18 protein-coding genes and 1 tRNA gene are annotated in these 19,270 nt (G+C 43.5%); 1 reads left to right on the plus strand and 18 read right to left on the minus strand.

The window, feature by feature from the left end; genetic code table 11:
* Positions 1-84 precede the first annotated feature (84 nt).
* The 3 genes from ESE_RS0107765 to yjeM all read right to left on the minus strand — a co-directional run bounded on the left by ESE_RS0107765 (position 85) and on the right by yjeM (position 2,199).
* Positions 85-156 (minus strand) — tRNA-Gly (locus ESE_RS0107765).
* 78 nt (positions 157-234) lie between these two features.
* Positions 235-609 (minus strand): hypothetical protein, encoded by a 375-nt coding sequence (locus ESE_RS0107770; protein WP_010373603.1) that lies wholly within the window; start codon positions 607-609, stop codon positions 235-237.
* 105 nt (positions 610-714) lie between these two features.
* On the minus strand, positions 715-2,199 hold the full coding sequence (gene yjeM, locus ESE_RS0107775; RefSeq protein WP_010373605.1) for a glutamate/gamma-aminobutyrate family transporter YjeM: 1,485 nt from the start codon (positions 2,197-2,199) through the stop codon (positions 715-717).
* 255 nt (positions 2,200-2,454) lie between these two features.
* On the opposite strand from yjeM, the gene ESE_RS0107780 reads away from it, so the two are divergent.
* Positions 2,455-2,883, plus strand: coding sequence for a hypothetical protein (locus ESE_RS0107780; RefSeq protein ID WP_010373607.1), 429 nt, complete (start codon positions 2,455-2,457; stop codon positions 2,881-2,883).
* 46 nt (positions 2,884-2,929) lie between these two features.
* Here the strand turns inward: ESE_RS0107780 and ESE_RS11910 are convergent, their stop codons facing one another.
* From ESE_RS11910 to ytpR, 15 genes are all read right to left on the minus strand, one after another.
* On the minus strand, positions 2,930-3,748 hold the full coding sequence (locus tag ESE_RS11910; protein ID WP_010373609.1) for a glycoside hydrolase family 73 protein: 819 nt from the start codon (positions 3,746-3,748) through the stop codon (positions 2,930-2,932).
* Between the two features lie 118 nt (positions 3,749-3,866).
* The gene (locus tag ESE_RS0107790; RefSeq protein ID WP_010373612.1) at positions 3,867-4,868 is read right to left on the minus strand and encodes a nucleoid-associated protein; all 1,002 of its coding nucleotides are present in this window, start codon (positions 4,866-4,868) and stop codon (positions 3,867-3,869) included.
* 60 nt (positions 4,869-4,928) lie between these two features.
* Complete coding sequence (locus tag ESE_RS0107795) at positions 4,929-6,401, minus strand: HAMP domain-containing sensor histidine kinase (RefSeq protein ID WP_010373614.1); 1,473 nt, start codon at positions 6,399-6,401, stop codon at positions 4,929-4,931.
* Between the two features lie 15 nt (positions 6,402-6,416).
* Positions 6,417-7,106 (minus strand): response regulator transcription factor, encoded by a 690-nt coding sequence (locus tag ESE_RS0107800; RefSeq protein WP_010373616.1) that lies wholly within the window; start codon positions 7,104-7,106, stop codon positions 6,417-6,419.
* A 98-nt stretch (positions 7,107-7,204) separates the two neighbouring features.
* On the minus strand, positions 7,205-7,996 hold the full coding sequence (locus tag ESE_RS0107805; protein WP_010373618.1) for a YibE/F family protein: 792 nt from the start codon (positions 7,994-7,996) through the stop codon (positions 7,205-7,207).
* Complete coding sequence (locus ESE_RS0107810; protein ID WP_010373620.1) at positions 7,993-9,099, minus strand: YibE/F family protein; 1,107 nt, start codon at positions 9,097-9,099, stop codon at positions 7,993-7,995. Before ESE_RS0107810 ends, ESE_RS0107805 begins: the two co-directional genes overlap by 4 nt.
* Positions 9,099-10,043 carry a primosomal protein DnaI gene (dnaI, locus tag ESE_RS0107815; RefSeq protein ID WP_010373621.1) on the minus strand — a complete coding sequence of 315 codons (945 nt, stop codon included), beginning with the start codon at positions 10,041-10,043 and terminating at the stop codon, positions 9,099-9,101. The genes ESE_RS0107810 and dnaI overlap by 1 nt, the downstream gene beginning before the upstream one ends.
* 6 nt (positions 10,044-10,049) lie before the next feature.
* Positions 10,050-11,405, minus strand: a complete 1,356-nt coding sequence (locus tag ESE_RS0107820) for a DnaD domain protein (RefSeq protein ID WP_010373623.1) — start codon at positions 11,403-11,405, stop codon at positions 10,050-10,052.
* Positions 11,406-11,420: 15 nt separating this feature from the next.
* Positions 11,421-12,014 carry a dephospho-CoA kinase gene (gene coaE, locus ESE_RS0107825; protein WP_010373625.1) on the minus strand — a complete coding sequence of 198 codons (594 nt, stop codon included), beginning with the start codon at positions 12,012-12,014 and terminating at the stop codon, positions 11,421-11,423.
* Between the two features lie 3 nt (positions 12,015-12,017).
* Entirely contained in the window at positions 12,018-12,851 is an 834-nt protein-coding gene (gene mutM, locus ESE_RS0107830; protein ID WP_010373628.1) for a bifunctional DNA-formamidopyrimidine glycosylase/DNA-(apurinic or apyrimidinic site) lyase, read from the minus strand.
* A gap of 189 nt (positions 12,852-13,040) precedes the next feature.
* Entirely contained in the window at positions 13,041-15,755 is a 2,715-nt protein-coding gene (gene polA, locus ESE_RS0107835; RefSeq protein WP_010373630.1) for a DNA polymerase I, read from the minus strand.
* Positions 15,756-15,853: 98 nt separating this feature from the next.
* Positions 15,854-16,585, minus strand: coding sequence for a Bax inhibitor-1/YccA family protein (locus tag ESE_RS0107840; protein ID WP_010373631.1), 732 nt, complete (start codon positions 16,583-16,585; stop codon positions 15,854-15,856).
* 147 nt (positions 16,586-16,732) lie between these two features.
* Entirely contained in the window at positions 16,733-18,073 is a 1,341-nt protein-coding gene (gene murC, locus ESE_RS0107845; RefSeq protein ID WP_010373634.1) for a UDP-N-acetylmuramate--L-alanine ligase, read from the minus strand.
* Between the two features lie 100 nt (positions 18,074-18,173).
* Positions 18,174-18,608: a hypothetical protein gene (locus tag ESE_RS0107850; RefSeq protein ID WP_010373635.1), complete on the minus strand. Its 435-nt coding sequence runs from the start codon at positions 18,606-18,608 to the stop codon at positions 18,174-18,176.
* A 16-nt stretch (positions 18,609-18,624) separates the two neighbouring features.
* On the minus strand, positions 18,625-19,263 hold the full coding sequence (ytpR, locus tag ESE_RS0107855) for a YtpR family tRNA-binding protein (protein ID WP_010373637.1): 639 nt from the start codon (positions 19,261-19,263) through the stop codon (positions 18,625-18,627).
* Positions 19,264-19,270 lie beyond the last annotated feature (7 nt).

Consider the following 19,270-nt stretch of genomic DNA (forward strand, 5'->3'; position numbering starts at 1 on the left):
AACTAAAAAATTCTTTAGTAAACTAACTTTACAAAGATTTTTATCTATTAAAAAAGTAGCAATCAACGATTGCTACTTCAGAAAAGCGGACGACGGGAATCGAACCCGCATTCCCAGCTTGGAAGGCTGGAGCACTAGCCATTGTACTACATCCGCACATATTACATGTTATTGCCTCAACAACATATAATATATTACACGTTAGTATTGAAACCGTCAACCCTTTAATTAATTTTATTCTGCTAACAAACTAACAAATCTAAATTTTTCAGCACGATTATCTTGTAAAAAATCATTCAGATCCTTGAAATTTGAGAAAATCTGGGTAATGTAATTATCCTTACGACGAGCTGGCATAACCCCATACCAGTTTAAATCAGTCATTTTATCATACCGGGTATTATCCATGAATACACCAATGACCTTTTGAACAGTGAGTTTAAAGTCTGGAAATTGCTGTGATGTTCGATGTGCAATCCCAACAGCCTCGTCGTAATCTGGGGCAGCCGTTAATAACGTGTCGATTTCGTCACCAATCATGCGAACTGCATACCAGGTGTGCTCTTCACTCGTTAATTCATCGATTGGGGTATAGTTTTCTTCAGCCATATGTGTAACCTCCTTCACCGTCATTAATGTTGTCTAAAAATATAGCACGTCTTCGAAATTTTGCAAAAGAAAAACGTGTCCAGAATGAACACGTTTTTCAAGATATTACAACTTACCGTGACGATTTTCGCCAAGTGTAAATAGTACCCAAGCCAAGACACCAAAGAAAATTGGTCCTGCGACCGTCCAGATTCCACCGAACAGATCACCAGTTTGGAATGGTGAGATAATCGTCAAAATGATTGAAATGATCGTCAATGCTTCGACTAGAATTGTAATAATCCAAGTAACCGTTTGACTCTTATAGAACACAAATGGTCGTTCAACATCATTGAGACGCTTAAACAATGGGAAAGCTGCAACCAGGAAGACATATGGTAGTGTTGATGACACATTACCCATATTTGTCAAAACCAAGTAAAGCTGCGTAGCACTCTTTCCACCGAATGAAATCAAAATGATTAGAATTGAAACTAGGATTGCTTGTGACCAGACTGCAACTGCCGGCACGTCATGCTTGTTCAAAGCAATGAACTTCTTTGGCCAAACTTCCTTGGGTGAACCCAAAATGAATGACTTCAAAGGCGCGTACGTCAAGACAAAGAATGAACCAACGTAAGCAAAGAACATTGAAATACCAGCAAAGCGGGCAAAAATCGATCCAAGCAAGACGCCACCAGCATGACTCATGCCAAATGCATCGCCTAATTGTGTACCAAGGTTATTCATCAAGACGTACGTGATGTTTCCCAAATTAACACTCTTATCACCAGCGATTTGTGCCCAATTAGATGAGGCACCCCAAAGCAAAATCGAGATAGCGTAACCAAGACCAATAATTGTTGTCGCAATTAGAGCGGCCTTTGGGTATGTCTTTTCGGCGTTATCAACGTCCTCCATGATACCACCCATTTGCTCCAAGCCAGCGTAGGCAAAAATAGCATACAAAGCGAATGAAATCATTTGCCCAATTGTCTTGTAGTCAGGATTACCTGAAACAAAGAATGAGTGCCAACGTAATGGCTCAGCAAAGTGGCCACCGTGACCGATTAGTACGGCAATTGAGGCCAATACCAGAATAACGTTCAAGGCCATTACAAACATACCACCAATGGCTGAAATACGTGAAATTGACTTAACACCACGGGTGACAAAGAAAGCAACCACAACGACGAAGACAACCGCAAGTACCCCAACTGTTTGGCCACCATTCATACCAAATAGTGACCACGTGGTCGTCATGTCTTTACCGAAGATCAACGTTGACAATGGAATCCAGACTTTTTGTGAGACTGAAATCATCCAGATAATCCATGAGGCAAGTCCGATGAACGTCGCAATGAACGCGATCTTCTTACCAAGTGATCGTTCCATCCATGAGTAGATACCTCCTTTAGCATCTTTAAATGATGCCCCAAATTCAGCATACATCATTGATGTTGGGAGGAAGAATAGCAATGCTCCCAGGATGTACCAAATAATTGCCGCGTAGCCCATACGTGCGAACGCAACTGGACCATTGGCAAACCCAAAGATGGTGGTAAACATCATCATGACAAGGGCGCCAAGGCCAATACGTTTCTTATCCATGAGAAAACTCCTTAAATATTCGATTATCGTTTATGAAAAATTCATAAATATACAGATAGGTATTTTACGCTTGTTTCCAGGTCATGACAATTCAACTCGTGAAATCAAATCGAAATGCCATTCGATTACAATCGTATTTTCATAAACAACAAAATTGAAACAAAGAAATCATTGTTATTCAATTGAAACACTTGACTGTTTTTTAATATGTGAAACAATAGATACATTAGTAATTACATGAATTGAGGGAATTCCATGACTGTCACGGTATACTCATTTTCTCACCGCACATCAGCGCTTAATGCGTTAAAGTCGGTTGAGAGTTTTTTCGAACGTAACAACTTGGCATATGAATTGGTTCAATTAAAAGACTCATCTGCCCTCCCCGTTTCTATCCCAACAATGCGTGCTATTTGCGCTGCCGAGGATCCAGAAGCGACTATTTTCAAAAATCCACGCGGGATGTCAATTGATGATTGGACCATCAATGATGTCATTGCTAGTCCTAACAAGTCATTGAAGTCACCACTGACAGTTGAGACGAACGACGCTGGTGAAGTTATCCACGTTATGGCAGGTATTAATGAAGACATGCTCGGGTTGTTTATTCCGCGCGATCGTCGTAAGAATGAGCTTCAGGCACTGCTACAAAAGTCTGCCGAGCTAGACGAAACTGAAGATTAAACATAAAAAGCACCACTTAACAAGTATTGTTAAGTGGTGCTTTTTATTACTTGATATCCAAAGCGGCTAGACGATAAGTTGTGATAACCGCATTCAAGCTTCGTGCATATGACGAACTTGTTGCGTACGTTCCTGTTAACGCCTTTGTTTCGTCGTAATAAGAACTCGTATTCTCTAGCCAAGTTCCCGAGTACATATCATGATTGCGCAACAAACTAGCATTAGCAATCATACTATCAACGGCTGAATCATAGCGAGCAAACGCAGCCGTCACTCGGACGGTTTTACCATCAACTTCTTCGTTAGTTGGTAAATCAACGCTATCCTGCCCATCAACGGCTTTAATCCCGAAATAATTGTGATAGACAGAGGCTAATGATGAGCGTCCAAAGTCCGATTCTAGTGCGGCTTGGGCCATCAAGACGGATGGACGCACACCATATGAAATGGCCACACGTTGTGCATCTGGCGCAATCGTATTAAAGAACGTTTCTGCATCGTCAGCTTCCTTATTCCAAAGCGTCGCGCGGATATCAAACTTACCATCCGTCATCTTAGGCATTGCCGCCGCGGGTAACGTACCATTTGCTAATGGTGACTCTGGAATCGGACTCGCTTCAGTTGTCCCCTTTGCTAGTTTCGCGACATGAATTGAAACTGAGCTTGACGAAAACTTAACCGGACCGACTGTCATGTCCATCTTGTCGAGATCCGTTGAAAAAGCATCCAAGTCAAAATCTTGGGTAGCAGGTTTTTGTTGTACTTTTTTATCTGCGTGTACAGTTAGCGTTGACGCCACACCAGCGCTAAATAGCGTCAGTGGCACGACAGCTAACAGGATTTTTTTCTTAAAAGGCCAGGCCATAATAAATGTTCCCCTATTTAATATCAATACATAAATTATAACGCGCTTCTGCGTAAAACAGGTGTGATAACCATGACAAAATCAAGAACTATCACGATATAATCAATTCAAATTTACTTTATGAGGTGAATTTGTTGACAATTGATTCAATATCTTTAATAACCAACGACATTGTACCGTCCGGATTATTTACAAATTCCACCTTACTGCGGTCTTGATAAATATCCATCGGAATGGCAATTTCAATCCCTGAGTCTAATTTGAAACGTTGGAGCCGGTATTTCTTTTCATAACGTTCCACATTTGGCACGGCAATTTCAGTTTCAATCTCTTTGTCTGCAATGACTTCTTGGTAAGCCTGTTTGGCGGAAATATTACCCTTAAAAACTGCCTCGGCAATATCAGCGGTATTAATTTGACCATCTTCCTGAACGGAATCAAAAATCGCGCTCTGGGTGGCAGCCATTGCTTCGTGTTCAGGCACATCAAACTTATCAGCAACTGTTTTTACGGCTCGCTTGATTGTTTTGATATTGTCTTTAGTAGAAACCTCGGGCTCCAATTGCAAAAAACGTTCTGAAAAATAATTGATGCGGTGACCATCAATCAAGTATTGCTTTTCAACCAACATATAATCGCCCGTCATTAAGTTAACAATAATACCTTCATCCGCTTTTTGATTAGCACCCGGCAAGACGGCCTGGTTAAGCACTAAGTTGTTAACAAGTTGATCATCACGATAGTCCACGATGTGGGCGTAACGTGGCGCAAAATTTAACTTAATGAGGCCGAAAAAGTCGTCAGTCCCTTCAGCAAATTCAAAACTTAATAAGTCACCAGCCGGTACGGCCTCACTAGCGGCAATATTATCAAATAATTTTTCAGCCAATTGTGTCGTCTTTTCGGCAAACGTTAGCCCATTATTATCATCAATTGTTTGCGCCAGATAATCTTCACCGGTTAATGTGCCTGGCTTATAATCACCGGTCTGAAATTTTAGAATGATTTTTTCCAGATAATCGTGTAGACCTGGCTGTGTCAAATCAATTTCAGCCTGTGAGGCAATTAGATTGCCAGCGTCTTTATCCAAAATGTGTAAAATAACGTGCTTTAGTATCATAATGCTCTCGATTTCTGTAAAAAAAGTTGCGACCGGAAAACAGTCGCAACTCATAGTTTACTATTTTTGTTGCTTAATAGGCAACGTGATTCTGAAAATTGACCCTTGTCCAATTGCTGATTCGAGTTCGATATGACCACCGTAACCCTCGACCAACTTTTGCGCAATACTCAAGCCAAGCCCATTACCACCTTGTTTACGTGAACGTGCTTTATCGACACGGTAGAAACGATCAAAGACGCGGGCTGCATCTTCTGGGCTAATCCCTTCACCAAAGTCTTGCACGGCCAACTCAACCATATTACCAGAACGCGATGCCGCAAAATGGATTTCCTTACGATTCTGACTGTACTTCACAGCATTATCAGACAAGATAATCAAGATTTGCTCTAAGTGATCACGGTTCATATTAACGATTGTTGGCCCCTTTAAATCATCATCCAGTCCAAACGTAAAGTCTGGGTGAATCATTTGGAAGTTCATATAAATGCCGTTAATCATATCCTTAACGTCCGTATCACCGTCTCGGAATGTCAACTCAACCTGATCCGCACGTGTTAAGTCAAGCATCTCAGAGACAAGGCCTTCCATGCGGCGCATTTCTTGCAAAGAAGCCGTAATTGATTCATCTAAAATTTTCGGATCATCCTTACCCCAACGATTTAATAACTCCATGTGTCCCTTAACAATGGCCACCGGCGTCCGTAATTCGTGTGAGACATCTTCAACGAACTGATGTTGTTGCAAAATAAAGCGCTGCATGCGATTCAACATATCATTCAATAAATCAGATAGGTCCGTTAGTTCGTCGGGCTTTCGATCCTCGTTAACAACCCGTGCTTGCGATTGCGGATCTGACTGAATCTCATCCACCACGCGTTTGATGTTGTTAACTGGCCGTAGTAGATAATCAGATAGCCAGTAACCCCACAAGGCCACCAAAAACAAGCCTAAGCCAATCAGAATAACAATAATCATATAAACGCGATTGAATGTCGCGTGATAGCTAGTCAAATGGTTCTCAATAACGACATACCCAATAACTTTATCGGCTGTGTTCCGTAATTCCTGTCGACCAACAAGCATCGCTGGACCATGATCGTGTTGTAGCGTGATTTCCTGATGCGTCACCTTACGAAAAGCAACGCCCTGCCCGCCAATCGGATAAACTTGTGCCCCGTTCGCATTGTAGACGCGAACCGTGTAGTCTTGCCGTGTGATTTGTTGCAACACAGGATCATTAACCACTTTATCTAGGTCATTTGACTTTGGACGCAACATGTCATCGACATTAGCAGGTAGCAACTTAGATTCATCTAAATTTTGCAACCGTGTTGTCACAACTTCAAGCGACGAACTAACTTGCTGACGCTCAGTCTTTAGCATCTGTGTCGAAAATGCTTGAATCATGAACCAAGCGAAAATAATAAATATTAAAAAAACACCGGCAGCAGAACCCAGGGCCCACTTCCACTTAAGTGAGAGCCCCTTCCGTTGCGGTGTTTCTTTAATAATGGATGTTTCACTACCCATTAGCGGCCCCCGTGATTACTGACGCATCACATATCCTGTGCCGCGAACGGTTTGGATATAAGATGCTCGTGAGTCTGGTTGATCAATCTTGTTACGCAAGTATCGAATATACACGTCAACAACATTGGTTTCGATTTGAGAATCATATCCCCAAACCTTCTTCAGCAACTCTTCACGAGATTGGACGACATTAATGTTCTCCATCAAAATCAGCAACAACTCGTACTCACGCTTAGTCAAATTAATAATATCGTTACCACGACGGGCAATACGATTTTCTTTTTCAACAGTTAAGTCACGGTAACGGACAACACTTTGGTGGGTACTGTGCTCTTCTGTTTCAATGTTAATACGACGCAACAACGCACGTACACGGGCCAACAATTCTTCGATCGCAAAAGGCTTCACAACGTAGTCATCCGCCCCATAGTCCAAGCCTGAAACACGATCAATCACTGAGTCGCGTGCAGTCATCATAATAATGGGGGTATTCTTTACTTCGCGCAAACGACGAGCAACTTCTAGCCCACTCAATTCAGGCAACATCAAGTCTAATAAAATTAAATCATAGTCGTTATCCAAGGCAGCTTGTAACCCGCCACGACCATTATCTTCCACATGCGTTTCGTAACCTTCGTGTTGCAATTCAAGTTCAACGAAACGAGCCAAATTTACTTCATCTTCAATAACAAGGACACTACTCATGTGTTATACCTCATCTTACTTTCTACAGGATATGGTCATTCCCAAAAAGTCATGACATATTTAAAACTAGCATAACATGGTTTTCTAATAAATCCTAGTTATTTGCCGTCATAATCGTGATTTGTCCCCATGTCCGTCTGCAATTGACGACGCTGTTGCCACAAAAAAATGGCCATCGTAATCGGCAAAATGACAATAACACCTAAGATAGCATAGAGCAAACTCAACATTGATGAGGTAAATAATTTCGCATTCACAATTTCACCTAAGCTATAGTGTAGTTTACCAAACCAAATGGCCAGACTCAAAAAATCAGCCATAAACCCAAACAACACCGTATTCACAGCGGTTCCAATAATTTGTTGGCCCAAATGCTGCCCGGATCGGGCCAGACCAGCCAACGACATGTTGGGTTGATCAGCCAATAACTCGCCAATACCAGCCGCAATTGCGATGGCAGCCTCAGCGATTGCCCCGAGGGTGGCTAGCAATGCTGCAACAATGCCCAGTGTGACAAAGTTAATATTGATACCCAGCGATAAGCCTTCGAGTTCTTCAGAATTCTCCTCAGCAAATCCTTGTGCCATCGCTAAATGTTCAGCTGGCAGAATCAAAATGACTAAGGCGAACATGACGATAAAGCTGGCCATTAGTGCAATGGTCGTTGTCCGTTCGTCAGCACCTGCACTTAGGATCGTAACCGTCAATAAAAACGCGCCGCCCACCAGTAGGACGGCCAAGGCATTAAACTGGAAATTAATCAGCATAATCATCACAACCATAATCGCAAAATTAATCCAGAGGCTGACAAACGCGCCGATGCCCTTCATGCCCCCGATGATAATCATCAAGGCGAGTAGAATTAACGACAACATTAAGGTGACACTCATGACAAAGCCTCCTTTCGTCGTTGCCATTTACGGACAATCAATACCCAAATAATTCCGGCAGGTACGGTTAAGACGATTCCGATGGCGCTGATTAACGTTTGAATCATCCCCAATGACATGTTCATCATATACGTAAAGCCCCAATTATTGCCATTTCGCAAATACAGAATTGCCATGGGAATTTGTTCGGCCATAAAAATTAAAAACAAGGTATTACTTAAGGCGCCAAAAATTTCTTGACCAACGTGACGTCCGGTTGCAATAATTTCCCGAATTGTCATGTCAGGCCGTTCTTTCTGAACACTAAATAACGTCGCAATCATATCAGTTGCTTCGTCCATCACAGCACCTAACACACCCACGAGTGTCATAGCCATAAACAAAGGCTTAGGTAATTGCGTAATATATGACATGAGTTCAAAGTGCAGGCCATTTTGCTTGGTAACCGTAAAGACAATCTCCGAAATTAAGAGCGCTAATGCCGTCGCGGTCAACACCGTTAAGAAAATTACCCACATTTGTCGATTTTTAAAGCCCATTACTAGTCCAAGCGTCAAAGCTGCCGCAATAACGCTAAAAATCAGAAACAGCCAAAAGATATTCCCATTGTCAGTTACCAAATCAAGCGTGACCGTAACAATAAACAACAAAATATTAATCCCAAGTGACAAAACCGTCAGTCGACCGGCCCGCCCCATTGAAATAATAAGAATACCAAGCACAAATATCATCACAGGCACCCAAACCGTGTCACGTTTAAGGGTTTTGAACTGCCAAGTTGCATCATCAGCCCGCGATAGGAAAATTTGATTATGTGGTTTTACCGGTTGATTAATGGCCATCGCACTGTCGTACGTATTAACTATCGTCAACACTTGTCCTTTATGTGTTGTGTTTAACAGCTTAACTGTTACACGCTGTGTGGTTGTCTTGACATTATTACCAAATTGGTCACTTGAACGACCTGTTTTGCTGGTTTGCACATGAGTTACCTCACCAATTGGGGTGTTGTACATCGTGGCGTTATGACGTAGGACAATCACTGACAGCAGGCTGATAAAGACCAGAATAACCCATGGCAAAATTCGCTTGTACTTTCCCATTAATCAATCACTCGTCTGTTCTCGCCTGCCATTTGAATTTCCTTCGCCAGGTATCGAATGCGTTGCATTAACCGTTCAGCTTTGACTGGCTCGGCGCCGTCTTTTGTCACGGTAAAGTGTTCTGTTTCCAGCTGATTCATCGAGAAATTTGAGGTGAAAAATGTCGGTAATTCATTTTGCATACGGTACTCTAAGATGACACCTAAAATATCGTCGCGAATCCAAGCAGTAATTGATTCAGCACCAATATCATCAAGCACCAAAATTGGCACCTGCTTAATCGTGTTAATTTTATCTTGCGGATTTTCCTTTGATCCAATGGCGCTACGCATTTCAACCGCAAAGCTTGGGAAATGCACGAGCGTTACTGGAATCCCTTCCTGCGCCAATTCGTTAGCCATTGCCCCCATCAGGTGGGTTTTACCAATGCCATATGATCCATGAATATAGAGACCACGATGGTATTGCTTAGGATTGGCAATATATGCACTCACAAAAGCAATCACAGCTGTGAATGCCGCGCTCCGGTCAGCATCCGCTTCTGAAAAATCATCAAGACGGGCACGCTCAATCAACTTCGGCATGCCAATTGACTGGACCAAGTTAGCTTGCATGCGTAATCGTTGCGCTGCCAAAGTCGCTTCATCTGGTTGATAGACAATAACAATGCGATTTTCAGCTAGCGCAAGAACGGGCTTATATCCAGTATGTACAACTGGCTTACCCGCCGCAGCATTCTTTTGCTGGGTATAGTATTCATACAAAACTGAGAAGTCTCGATTCACCAGTTCGCGTGATAATTCATCTTTATGGGTTTGAAAAAAATCCTTAATATCCGGTTGTTCGAACACTTCCTTTTGAATTGCTGCATAACGAGCATGCAAGTGTTTTTTATCCATAAATTGATTTAACGCTTCGCCTACATTAAATGGTTCATCTGCCATACGTTATTACTCCTTCTTTGATTGTTGTCTTCGCGCACGCAGTTCGGCAAGCGCATTTTTAGCCGCCGTTGCATCTTCATTCGAAACCGCCGTTGCTTTTTGATTTTCCCAATCCGGACGGGTCTCCTTAACAACCGGTTCCTTACGTTGCCAACGCTTTGCCCCTGACTTACCACTTTGTTGTGTCTTTTCTTGTCGTTGCTTCGTTCGCTTCTGAAGATAAGTCATCGCATCAACTGCTGTCGTGACACCAGCTTGCGCCCAGTCGTTCACAATTGTTTGTAGCAACGCTTTGCTGAGATTTGTTCGCTTTTCTACGACCGTAAGTTCGAACAACATGATGTTAAGGACTTCCGGCTTAATCTTATCCAGCTGCGCAATATCATTTAAAGCCCGCACTTCATTATCAGTCACAAACCCGCCTGCATTCTCACGGAGACTCTTAAGAAAAACCAACGGGGCAGTTGTCCGAGCTGTTTGAATAATACCAGCTGCCGGATTGCCAGTCGCCACCGGTTCATTAGGCGTTGTCGCTTTAGGCTGATTTTCAGTTACCTGTTGGACAGCATCTGAAACACGCTGTCCTTGCTCGTACGTTCGCCGTAATGTTTGGCGTAAATTCGTAATGCTTAGCTTACCGGAAGCATCGACAGTCCCTTGAATCAACCGTACTAATTCGACATCACTCAAGCCATAGAGACTCTTTTGAATAATTAAATCCGCTTGGTTTTGACGTAGGTCGTTTTGTGTAATACCGAAAGACTGCAACATATCAGCCATCAAGGTAATATTCAGTTGCTGATCACTCGCGGCAATTTCACGTTGCAACGTTGACTTGGTATCATCACTCTGGAACGGAGCGGCTGGCAATCGTTGGAAGGATTCTTGTCCCATCATATCGAAGAAGGACTTTGAGACATTCTGACCAGGAATTGTCGTTTCATTGGGCTTAGTTTCAGCAATTAGCCGCTCGAATAAATCATCCCCCAGATAGTGATGCAACAAACTTGATAACATGATATCTGCTAAAAATGCTTTCATTGCCATTGGTGGGAACAATTGATACGCCCACTGTACGCCAAAACTGGTTTCTTGCCGATAGGTTTTCAGTAGTCCCATTCCCTCAAGCTTTTCACGGGCAGTCAAAAACGTTTGCTGACTCATGGCTAATTCATCCAACAAATCAGCATGTTGATTGGCGGCATCCGTGGATTCGCCAAGCATCGCCCAGTTTAAGTACAAAGTAAATGCGTCTCGTCCAATGATTGGCAAATAAACCTTAGTCAATGACTGAACGGCAGCTAAATTGATAGGTTCATCGTAAATCAAACGATAGCGCTGACGAATACTAAATTCAGTCATCCCATTTGCTCCTTCTTAATGCAAAATTTCTGCTAACACGGCATCCACTTGTGCATAGGTTTCAGCAATTGTGCCAGCATTATCAATAACATAATCGGCCAATTGGCGTTTCTCAGCCAAAGGCATCTGCGAGTTAATCCGCTTTAAAGCAGCCTCTTCCGATAGATTATTGCGTGCCATGAGACGTTGTTTTTGCACCTCTTCCGGCACACTAACAACCATTACCGCATCGGCGCCGGCAGCGTTATGTCCTTCTAATAATAGTGGAATGTCCAATACAATTAGTGGTGCTCCTGCAGCTTCATGTGCGGCAATTTGCGCTCGCATGGATGCCTGTACCCGCGGATGCGTAATGGCATTCAATTGCTGCAATTTGGCGGGATTACCAAAGACAACCGAGCCAAGTGCCTGCCGATTGAGTGTACCGTCAGCTAGCAACATCTCTTCCCCAAAGGTTGCCACAATCTCAGCTAAAGCAGGCTCACCTGGCATAACGATCTCACGTGCAATGACGTCTGCATCCAACACGGGGATGTGTTGCTCTTTAAAGTGTGTTGATACTGTTGACTTACCAGTGGCAATCCCACCAGTCAATCCTAATTTAAACATGTTTTAATCCTTTTCTACTTGGCAAACCGGGCAAAAAGTTGTCCCACGTTGGGCGACTTTCATCTTTTCTAGTGGATGACCGCATCGCAAACAAGGTTCACCAACTCGACCGTAGACTTGCAGTTCATTTTGAAACTCGCCGGCTTCACCGAATGCTGTGGTAAAACTATGCACAGTTGTGCCGTGATGCTCGGTTGCCCGTGCTAATTCGGCAATAATATTATCACGAAGAACTGCTAATTCATCTTCAGAAAGCTTATTTGCTGGTGTCAAAGGATGAATCTTTGACTGCCACAGTGTTTCATCAACATAAATATTCCCTAATCCAGCAATATGACTTTGATCAAGCAAAAACGGCTTCACATGCATGCGTGATTTACCAAACTCTGCCACCATATAGGCTAAGCTTAAAGTTGACTCAGTTGGTTCGGGACCGATTTTGGCTAAACCAGCAACTTGTAACGCCTCCGCGTCGGGCACTAATTTCATCCGCCCAAATTTACGTGTATCACGATATAACAAATCGATGCCATCATCTAAGTGGAAAGTCACCAAATCATGCTTACCCGGCTCGGTTCCTGCCGGCACAGTATAATACGCCCCCTCCATTCGCAAGTGCGACACCATCGTCATCCCGCCGGAAAAGCGGAACAGTAAGTATTTACCGCGACGGTCAATCGCCTCAATTCGTCGCCCAGCTAGTTCAGCATCAAATTCCTCCGGTGATAGGCCGTCGACTGTTTTCTCCCACCACACGGCAGTACCTTGTACAGTTCGTCCAACAACTAAGCGGGTTAACCCGCGTCGGACTGTTTCGACTTCTGGCAATTCTGGCATCTGTCTTCATCCCCCTTTGGCATGTGCTCATTAACACTTTATTCCTAGGCTAGTACCCATGGATTAAAGCAAACTTTATGTTTTCGGTATCTTCTAGTCTACCATTTTTCATGTGACTTATTAACCTGGAAATACAAAAATAAGCATTAGCCGAAACTAATGCTTACAGTGTCAGTATGCTGTTAAACGTTACTTTGCATCATACCAAGTTTCACCTTCATGCGATGCCACAATCAAAGGGACATCCAATTGCATTGCGGAATCCATGACGCGTGGCACCAACTCATGCAAAATTGGCAATTCTGACTCAGGTGCTTCAAAAATCAATTCGTCGTGTACTTGCAGGAGCATTTTAGCTTGCAAACCAGCGTCACGCAACGCTTTTTCCATGTTAATCATGGCGATTTTAATAATATCAGCAGCCGAACCTTGAATTGGTGAATTCATAGCTGTGCGTTCCGCAAAACTACGTAAATTGAAATTTTTCGCCTTAATGTCTGGCAAGTAACGACGACGATGTGCAATCGTTTCAACATATCCTTGCTCGCGTGCTGCGGCGATAATTTCCTCAGACCACGTCTTCACCCCAGGATATTGCTCAAAGTACGTATCGATAATTTGCTTGGCTTGCTTTCGTGAGACACCAATATTTTTTGCTAAGCCAAAATCAGAAATGCCATATACAATACCAAAGTTAACTGCCTTGGCTTGACGTCGTATGTTACCGTCAACCGTCTCATCCGGGCCAATACCGAAAATACGACGCGCCGTCGCAGCGTGAATATCCTCACCATTGATAAACGCTTCTTGTAAGTGCTTGTCGCCTGTAATATGCGCCAAGACACGCAACTCAATCTGTGAATAATCGGCACTTAGAATTCGCCACCCCTTCTCACGTGGTACAAAGGCTTTACGAATCCGTCGTCCTTCTTCAATCCGGACCGGAATATTTTGCAGATTTGGATCGACTGACGACAACCGACCAGTTTGAGTTAGGGTTTGGAGATAACGCGTGTGTACCTTAGAATCCGAACCGTGAATTACACGTAGCAACCCCTCTACGTAAGTCGATTGAATCTTTGCAATTTGACGATAAGCCAAAATTGAGGCAACTAGCGGTACATCGCCCATTTGCTCCAAAACCTCTACGCTTGTTGAATAACCTGTCTTCGTCTTCTTGATTGGGGTGTAACCCATTTCTTCAAATAAGACCACACCTAACTGCTTTGGTGACTGCACGTTAAACTCGTGGCCAGCCTGTTGGTAAATAGTTTGCTCGAGTTCCGCTAGCCGCTCCGTTAATTTACTTCGCATTTCAAGCAACGTATTCGCATCAACTGTAATACCCGTCGCTTCCATATCGGCCAGTACGTACGTCAGGGGCAATTCAATGTCATCATACAACTGCGTTTGTTCGTGTTCTGTCAATTTCGCCATCAATGGGTCCTTCAAATATTGAATGGCCATGGCTTTGCGCCCCAAGTGTTCGAAAAGATCCTCATCAGCCTCAGGAATCGCGAATTTAGCGCCTTTACCATAAACTTCTTCATCCGTACGAACGGCGTAGTAACCATTTTCATGGGCCAAAGCCCCCATATCATTATTGTTGTCATTTGCGTCAAGCAAGTATGCCACTAACAACAAATCAAATGCGACGTTAGGCAATGTTAGGCCTAAGCGCCGTAATGCAACAATCGTCCCCTTCGCATTGAAGACGTTCTTTTTAACAGTTGCATCTTGTAAAATTCGGTTAACCGGTGTGCCTTGTACCAGTAGCTCAATGTCGCGACTCACAAAATAGCCGTGTTCGTTGTTACCAATCACAAAACCAACTGGGTTTGCCGTATGATAATTTTCATCGTCAAGCTCAAGATAAAAACTAATCTCATCACCAAGTTGCTCAATATGTGTTAGATTAGTGGCCGTTAATGAACGGACTTCTAATGGTGTATTGTTCATATCATGAGCCGGTTCACCATCGTCCCCATTCTGCATGCCCGTAGGTGCTGGAATGGTATGCCCCTGATTAGCCAACTTTACTAGCTGGGCCTTAAAATCTAGGTGTTGATAGAACGGAATAATTGCCTCGTAATCGGGACCGTTGTACGTCAAACTAGATAAATCATAATCAACTGGTGCATTTGTCCGAATCGTTGCCAAATCACGCGACAAGAGTGCATCCTCCTTGCCGGCAATCAACTTTTCTTTCTGCTTCGAGGTTTTCATTTCGTCTATGCGTTCATACATTTCAGGAATGGTGTGATATTCCTTCATCAGCTTGATTGCGGTTTTAGGACCGATACCAGCAACACCTGGATAATTATCACTTGTGTCGCCCTGTAACCCCTTCACTTCGACAATTTGAGCTGGTGTCAGACCATCATAGACTTCCGCAACCATTGCAGGCGTATAATGATCAATTTCGCTGATTCCCTTCTTAGTTACCCAAACTGAGACATCATCAGTCACCAACTGGGTCATATCACGGTCACCTGTCACAATGGTCACTGCATAACCAGCGGCCTCACCCATCCGAGCCGTTGTTCCAATAATGTCATCAGCTTCGTAACCCGGTAGCTCGTATGACTTAATCCCGTGTAATTCCACCATCTTACGTAACGGTTCAAATTGTTCAACCAGTTCTTGCGGTGTCTTATCACGATTGCCCTTGTAATCATCGAACTTACCCGTACGGAAAGTTGTTTTACCAGCGTCCCAGGCAACTAGCGCCAAATCTGGCTTAAATGGATCAACAATCCCATCTAATAGGTTATTAAAGCCAACTAGGGCATTAGTATGAAGGCCTTCGTGATTTACAAAGCGGTCAACCTGATTGATCAGTGCAAAAAATGCCCGAAAAGCCAGGGAATTACCATCAATTAAAAGTAATGTTGGTTTTGCCATTTTCATCTCTTTTCCGGGGATGCCCCCAAACGTTTTGATACTTAATATAGTAACAGAAAAACGGCACCTCCGCAGAGATGCCGTTAATAAAATTAAGCTTAATCGCGTGAGCCCCCGAAAGCCGTGAACAAACGCAAAATATAAATAAACAAATTGATGAAGTCCATGTACAATGACAAGGCACCTGACACAGCCAATCCTTGCGTCAATGTGGCGTCACCTTGTGAACCATACTCAATGTACATCGTCTTAAGTCGGTTCATATCATAAGCCGTCATAATCGCAAATACGACAACACCGACAACTGACAAGAACAAGTAAACAATGCTGTTAAAGAAAAACAAATTGATGATACCGCCAATAATCAAAGCGATTACCGATCCAAACAAGATGCTTGAAAGTGACGACATTGACTTCTTTGTTGTAAAGCCATACAAGGCCATTCCCGCAAACAACAAAGCCGTTGTGAAGAAAGCGGAAGCAATCATCCCCAAGCTAGTTGTCAATCCAATGACTGCAAAGGTTACGCCGTTCAACACAGAGAATCCCATTAGCATCCCGAATGCCTGCCCCGGATTTGTGTACACGCGACTAGAAAACAACCAGACAAATCCCATCATCACGGCAAACATCACCAACGATGACATTGTGCTACTAAATATTGCGGCGATTTGGGCGGCGAACAGCGTTACGCCAAGATAGGCCGTCGCGGCTGTTACTAACAAGGCCAACGCCATGTACGTGTACACTTTTTTAAAGAAATCATTTAGCCCCGTTGCGTCTGGATTTACCAAACGTGGTCCTTGTTGTTCAAAACCAAAATTATCCATATATGCTACCTCTTTCGTTGCCCCATTCGGCAATGGTTTGGTGTTTCAATTACTAACCCCATACTACCATTATACCAAAAAACCTTAGCACAAGATTAAAAGTCGCACTAAGGTTAAATAATTTTTTAAGCTAAAAGCCAATTTGGTCTACTGCAAATTCGTTTGCGTATTTGCCAAAATCTTTTCAAACGCAAATTCTGTGTTTTGCAAATCGCCGGCACCCATAAAGATAAAGACCCCATCTTCATGATCCAATAGCGGTGCAACGTCAGTTGGTGATACAATGCCACCAAACTTTGAAATCTTTGCACCCAGGTCCTTTGATGAAATATCGCCCGCTTGCTCACGAGCAGATGCAAAAATCTCTGTTAGATAGACTTTATCCGCGAGCTCAAGCGACTTCGCAAAATCATCTTGATACGCGATGGTACGTGAGAACGTGTGTGGTTGGAAAACCGCTACCAGCTCACGGCCAGGATACTTTTGGCGAGCAGCATCAAGTGTCGCAGTAATTTCTGATGGGTGGTGTGCGTAGTCATCGATAATGGTTACGGGGCCAACTTGCTTTTCAGTAAAGCGGCGCTTAACACCCTTAAAAGACAACAACTCCTTGCGAACCAAGTCGCCGTCAATCTTCTCAAAGTATGCAACAGCAATCACGGCCAAAGAATTCAAGACACCGTGTTGTCCAAACAAAGGGACTTCAAAGTTACCCAAAAACTCATCATGATAGTAAACGTCAAAACTTGAACCAGTTGTTGAACGCTTAATGTCTTTGGCGTAAAAATCATCAGTTTCTGGATTTGTACCATAGAAATAGACGGGCACATCAACTTGCATCTTGCGCAATTGTTCATCATCACCCCAAGCAAAAATGCCCTTCTTGACGTGATTACCGAAGTCTTCAAAAGCACTACGAACATCATCGACACCTGTGTAATAATCAGGGTGATCAAAGTCAATGTTCGTCATAATCGCATAATCTGGTGTGTAATCTTGGAAGTGTCGACGATATTCGTCCGCCTCGAAAATGAAGAACCGTGCATCTGGCACACCCTTACCTGTACCGTCGCCGATTAAGTATGATGTAGGTGCAATACCAGCCAAAACGTGGGCCAAAAGACCTGTTGTTGATGTCTTACCGTGTGCCCCTGCAACCCCAATTGACGTGAATTGCTTAACTAGATTTTCAACCATGTCTGGGTAAGTAACCAAATTAATCTGATCACCCAACGCCAACGCAGCCGCGACTTCCACCTGGTCATCATTAAAGGCATTTCCACGAATAACCGTCATACCAGGCTTAATGTTAGCTGCATCGAAACTATACATTGGGATTCCAGCTGCCGCCAATGGCTTTTGCGTGAATGTGTATTCATCAATGTCTGAGCCCGCGACTTGCAAGCCTTGATCATGCAGAATAAGTGCCAATGCACTCATGCCTGATCCTTTAATCCCAATAAAGTAGTATAACGTATCCTTGTCCATTATCTATTCTGTCCAATCTGTTTGTAAGTACTTACTATGATACCAAAAAAAGAGCTATTCGGCACGGGTGCCTCAGAGCTCTTTTCATAATTTTTACTTATCAGTTGTCAAAATATTGACTATCACCACGCGCAGCAACACTTGCTTCTTCAGACAAAATATCATCAAGGCTTAATCCTAAGCCTGTTATAACTTTGTGTGGCTTAGTGGGCATTGACGCTACGGTTGTTTGCTTGACTGGTGCTGGTTCAACCGGCTTTGACTCCTCTACTAGCGGTTCAACTTCTGGCAATTCTGGCATTGCGGGCACAACGCGTGGTTGCAAGACTTCAACCACAACTTGTTGCCGTGGCGTAACCATAGTTGCTTGAACCGGCGTCTCGACCGTGACTGAAGCCGATGACAAATTAACAGCATCTGTGTCTTCAGTTGCTAACAAAATATACGAGGTTTTAGCTGCCATTAGAGCCGCTACCTGACCATCATAGGTGTTCATTAAGCGCTCATAAAAAACAATAGGCCGACGATCAACCATGCGGTATCACCTCACCTTATTGAAATAATGCTTGTGCTTCCGCTGAACTTGCGTCAAATGGCGTACCAACTTCAGCAAAATCATCCGGCAAAATCAAGGCACCAGGCACTTGTGGTGCGTTAGGCAAACGCAATTCACGACCTGATGTAATCATGCCGTTTGAAGCGACACCGCGCAAAGCGCCCGGCCAAATAATTAAGCCAGATGGCATCATCGCACCAACCTTGGCAACAACCACCTTAATGCCTTGACGCATGTTAGGTGAACCTGACACGATTTGAACCCGTTCATCATTATCAACAACCGTCGTTGTAATTTGAAGGTGATCTGAATCTGGATGTGGTTCAGCCTTTTCGACGTAGCCAACGACAAACTTAGGCGTTTCATCAGCAACCAACTCTGCTTCAAAACCGGCTTCAACTAAAACAGCATTTAGCTTAGCAACATCATCTGACGTCAAAAATACTTGACCAGCCGTTTCGGGCAAATCCAACATCGTTGACGCATGCAAAAAATTAAAACCAAGCGTCATGTTCTGCTCATCTGCAATGCGGACAACATTCTCTTTTTGTTCAAACGTGTGCTCAGCAGCTGGGGCCGTTAACACAACTAATACATCACCCATTCCGGCTGGGTTATAGCTGGCAATCAACATATTGTCA

The organism is Weissella cibaria KACC 11862 (genome assembly GCF_000193635.1).
Taxonomy (GTDB): domain Bacteria; phylum Bacillota; class Bacilli; order Lactobacillales; family Lactobacillaceae; genus Weissella; species Weissella cibaria.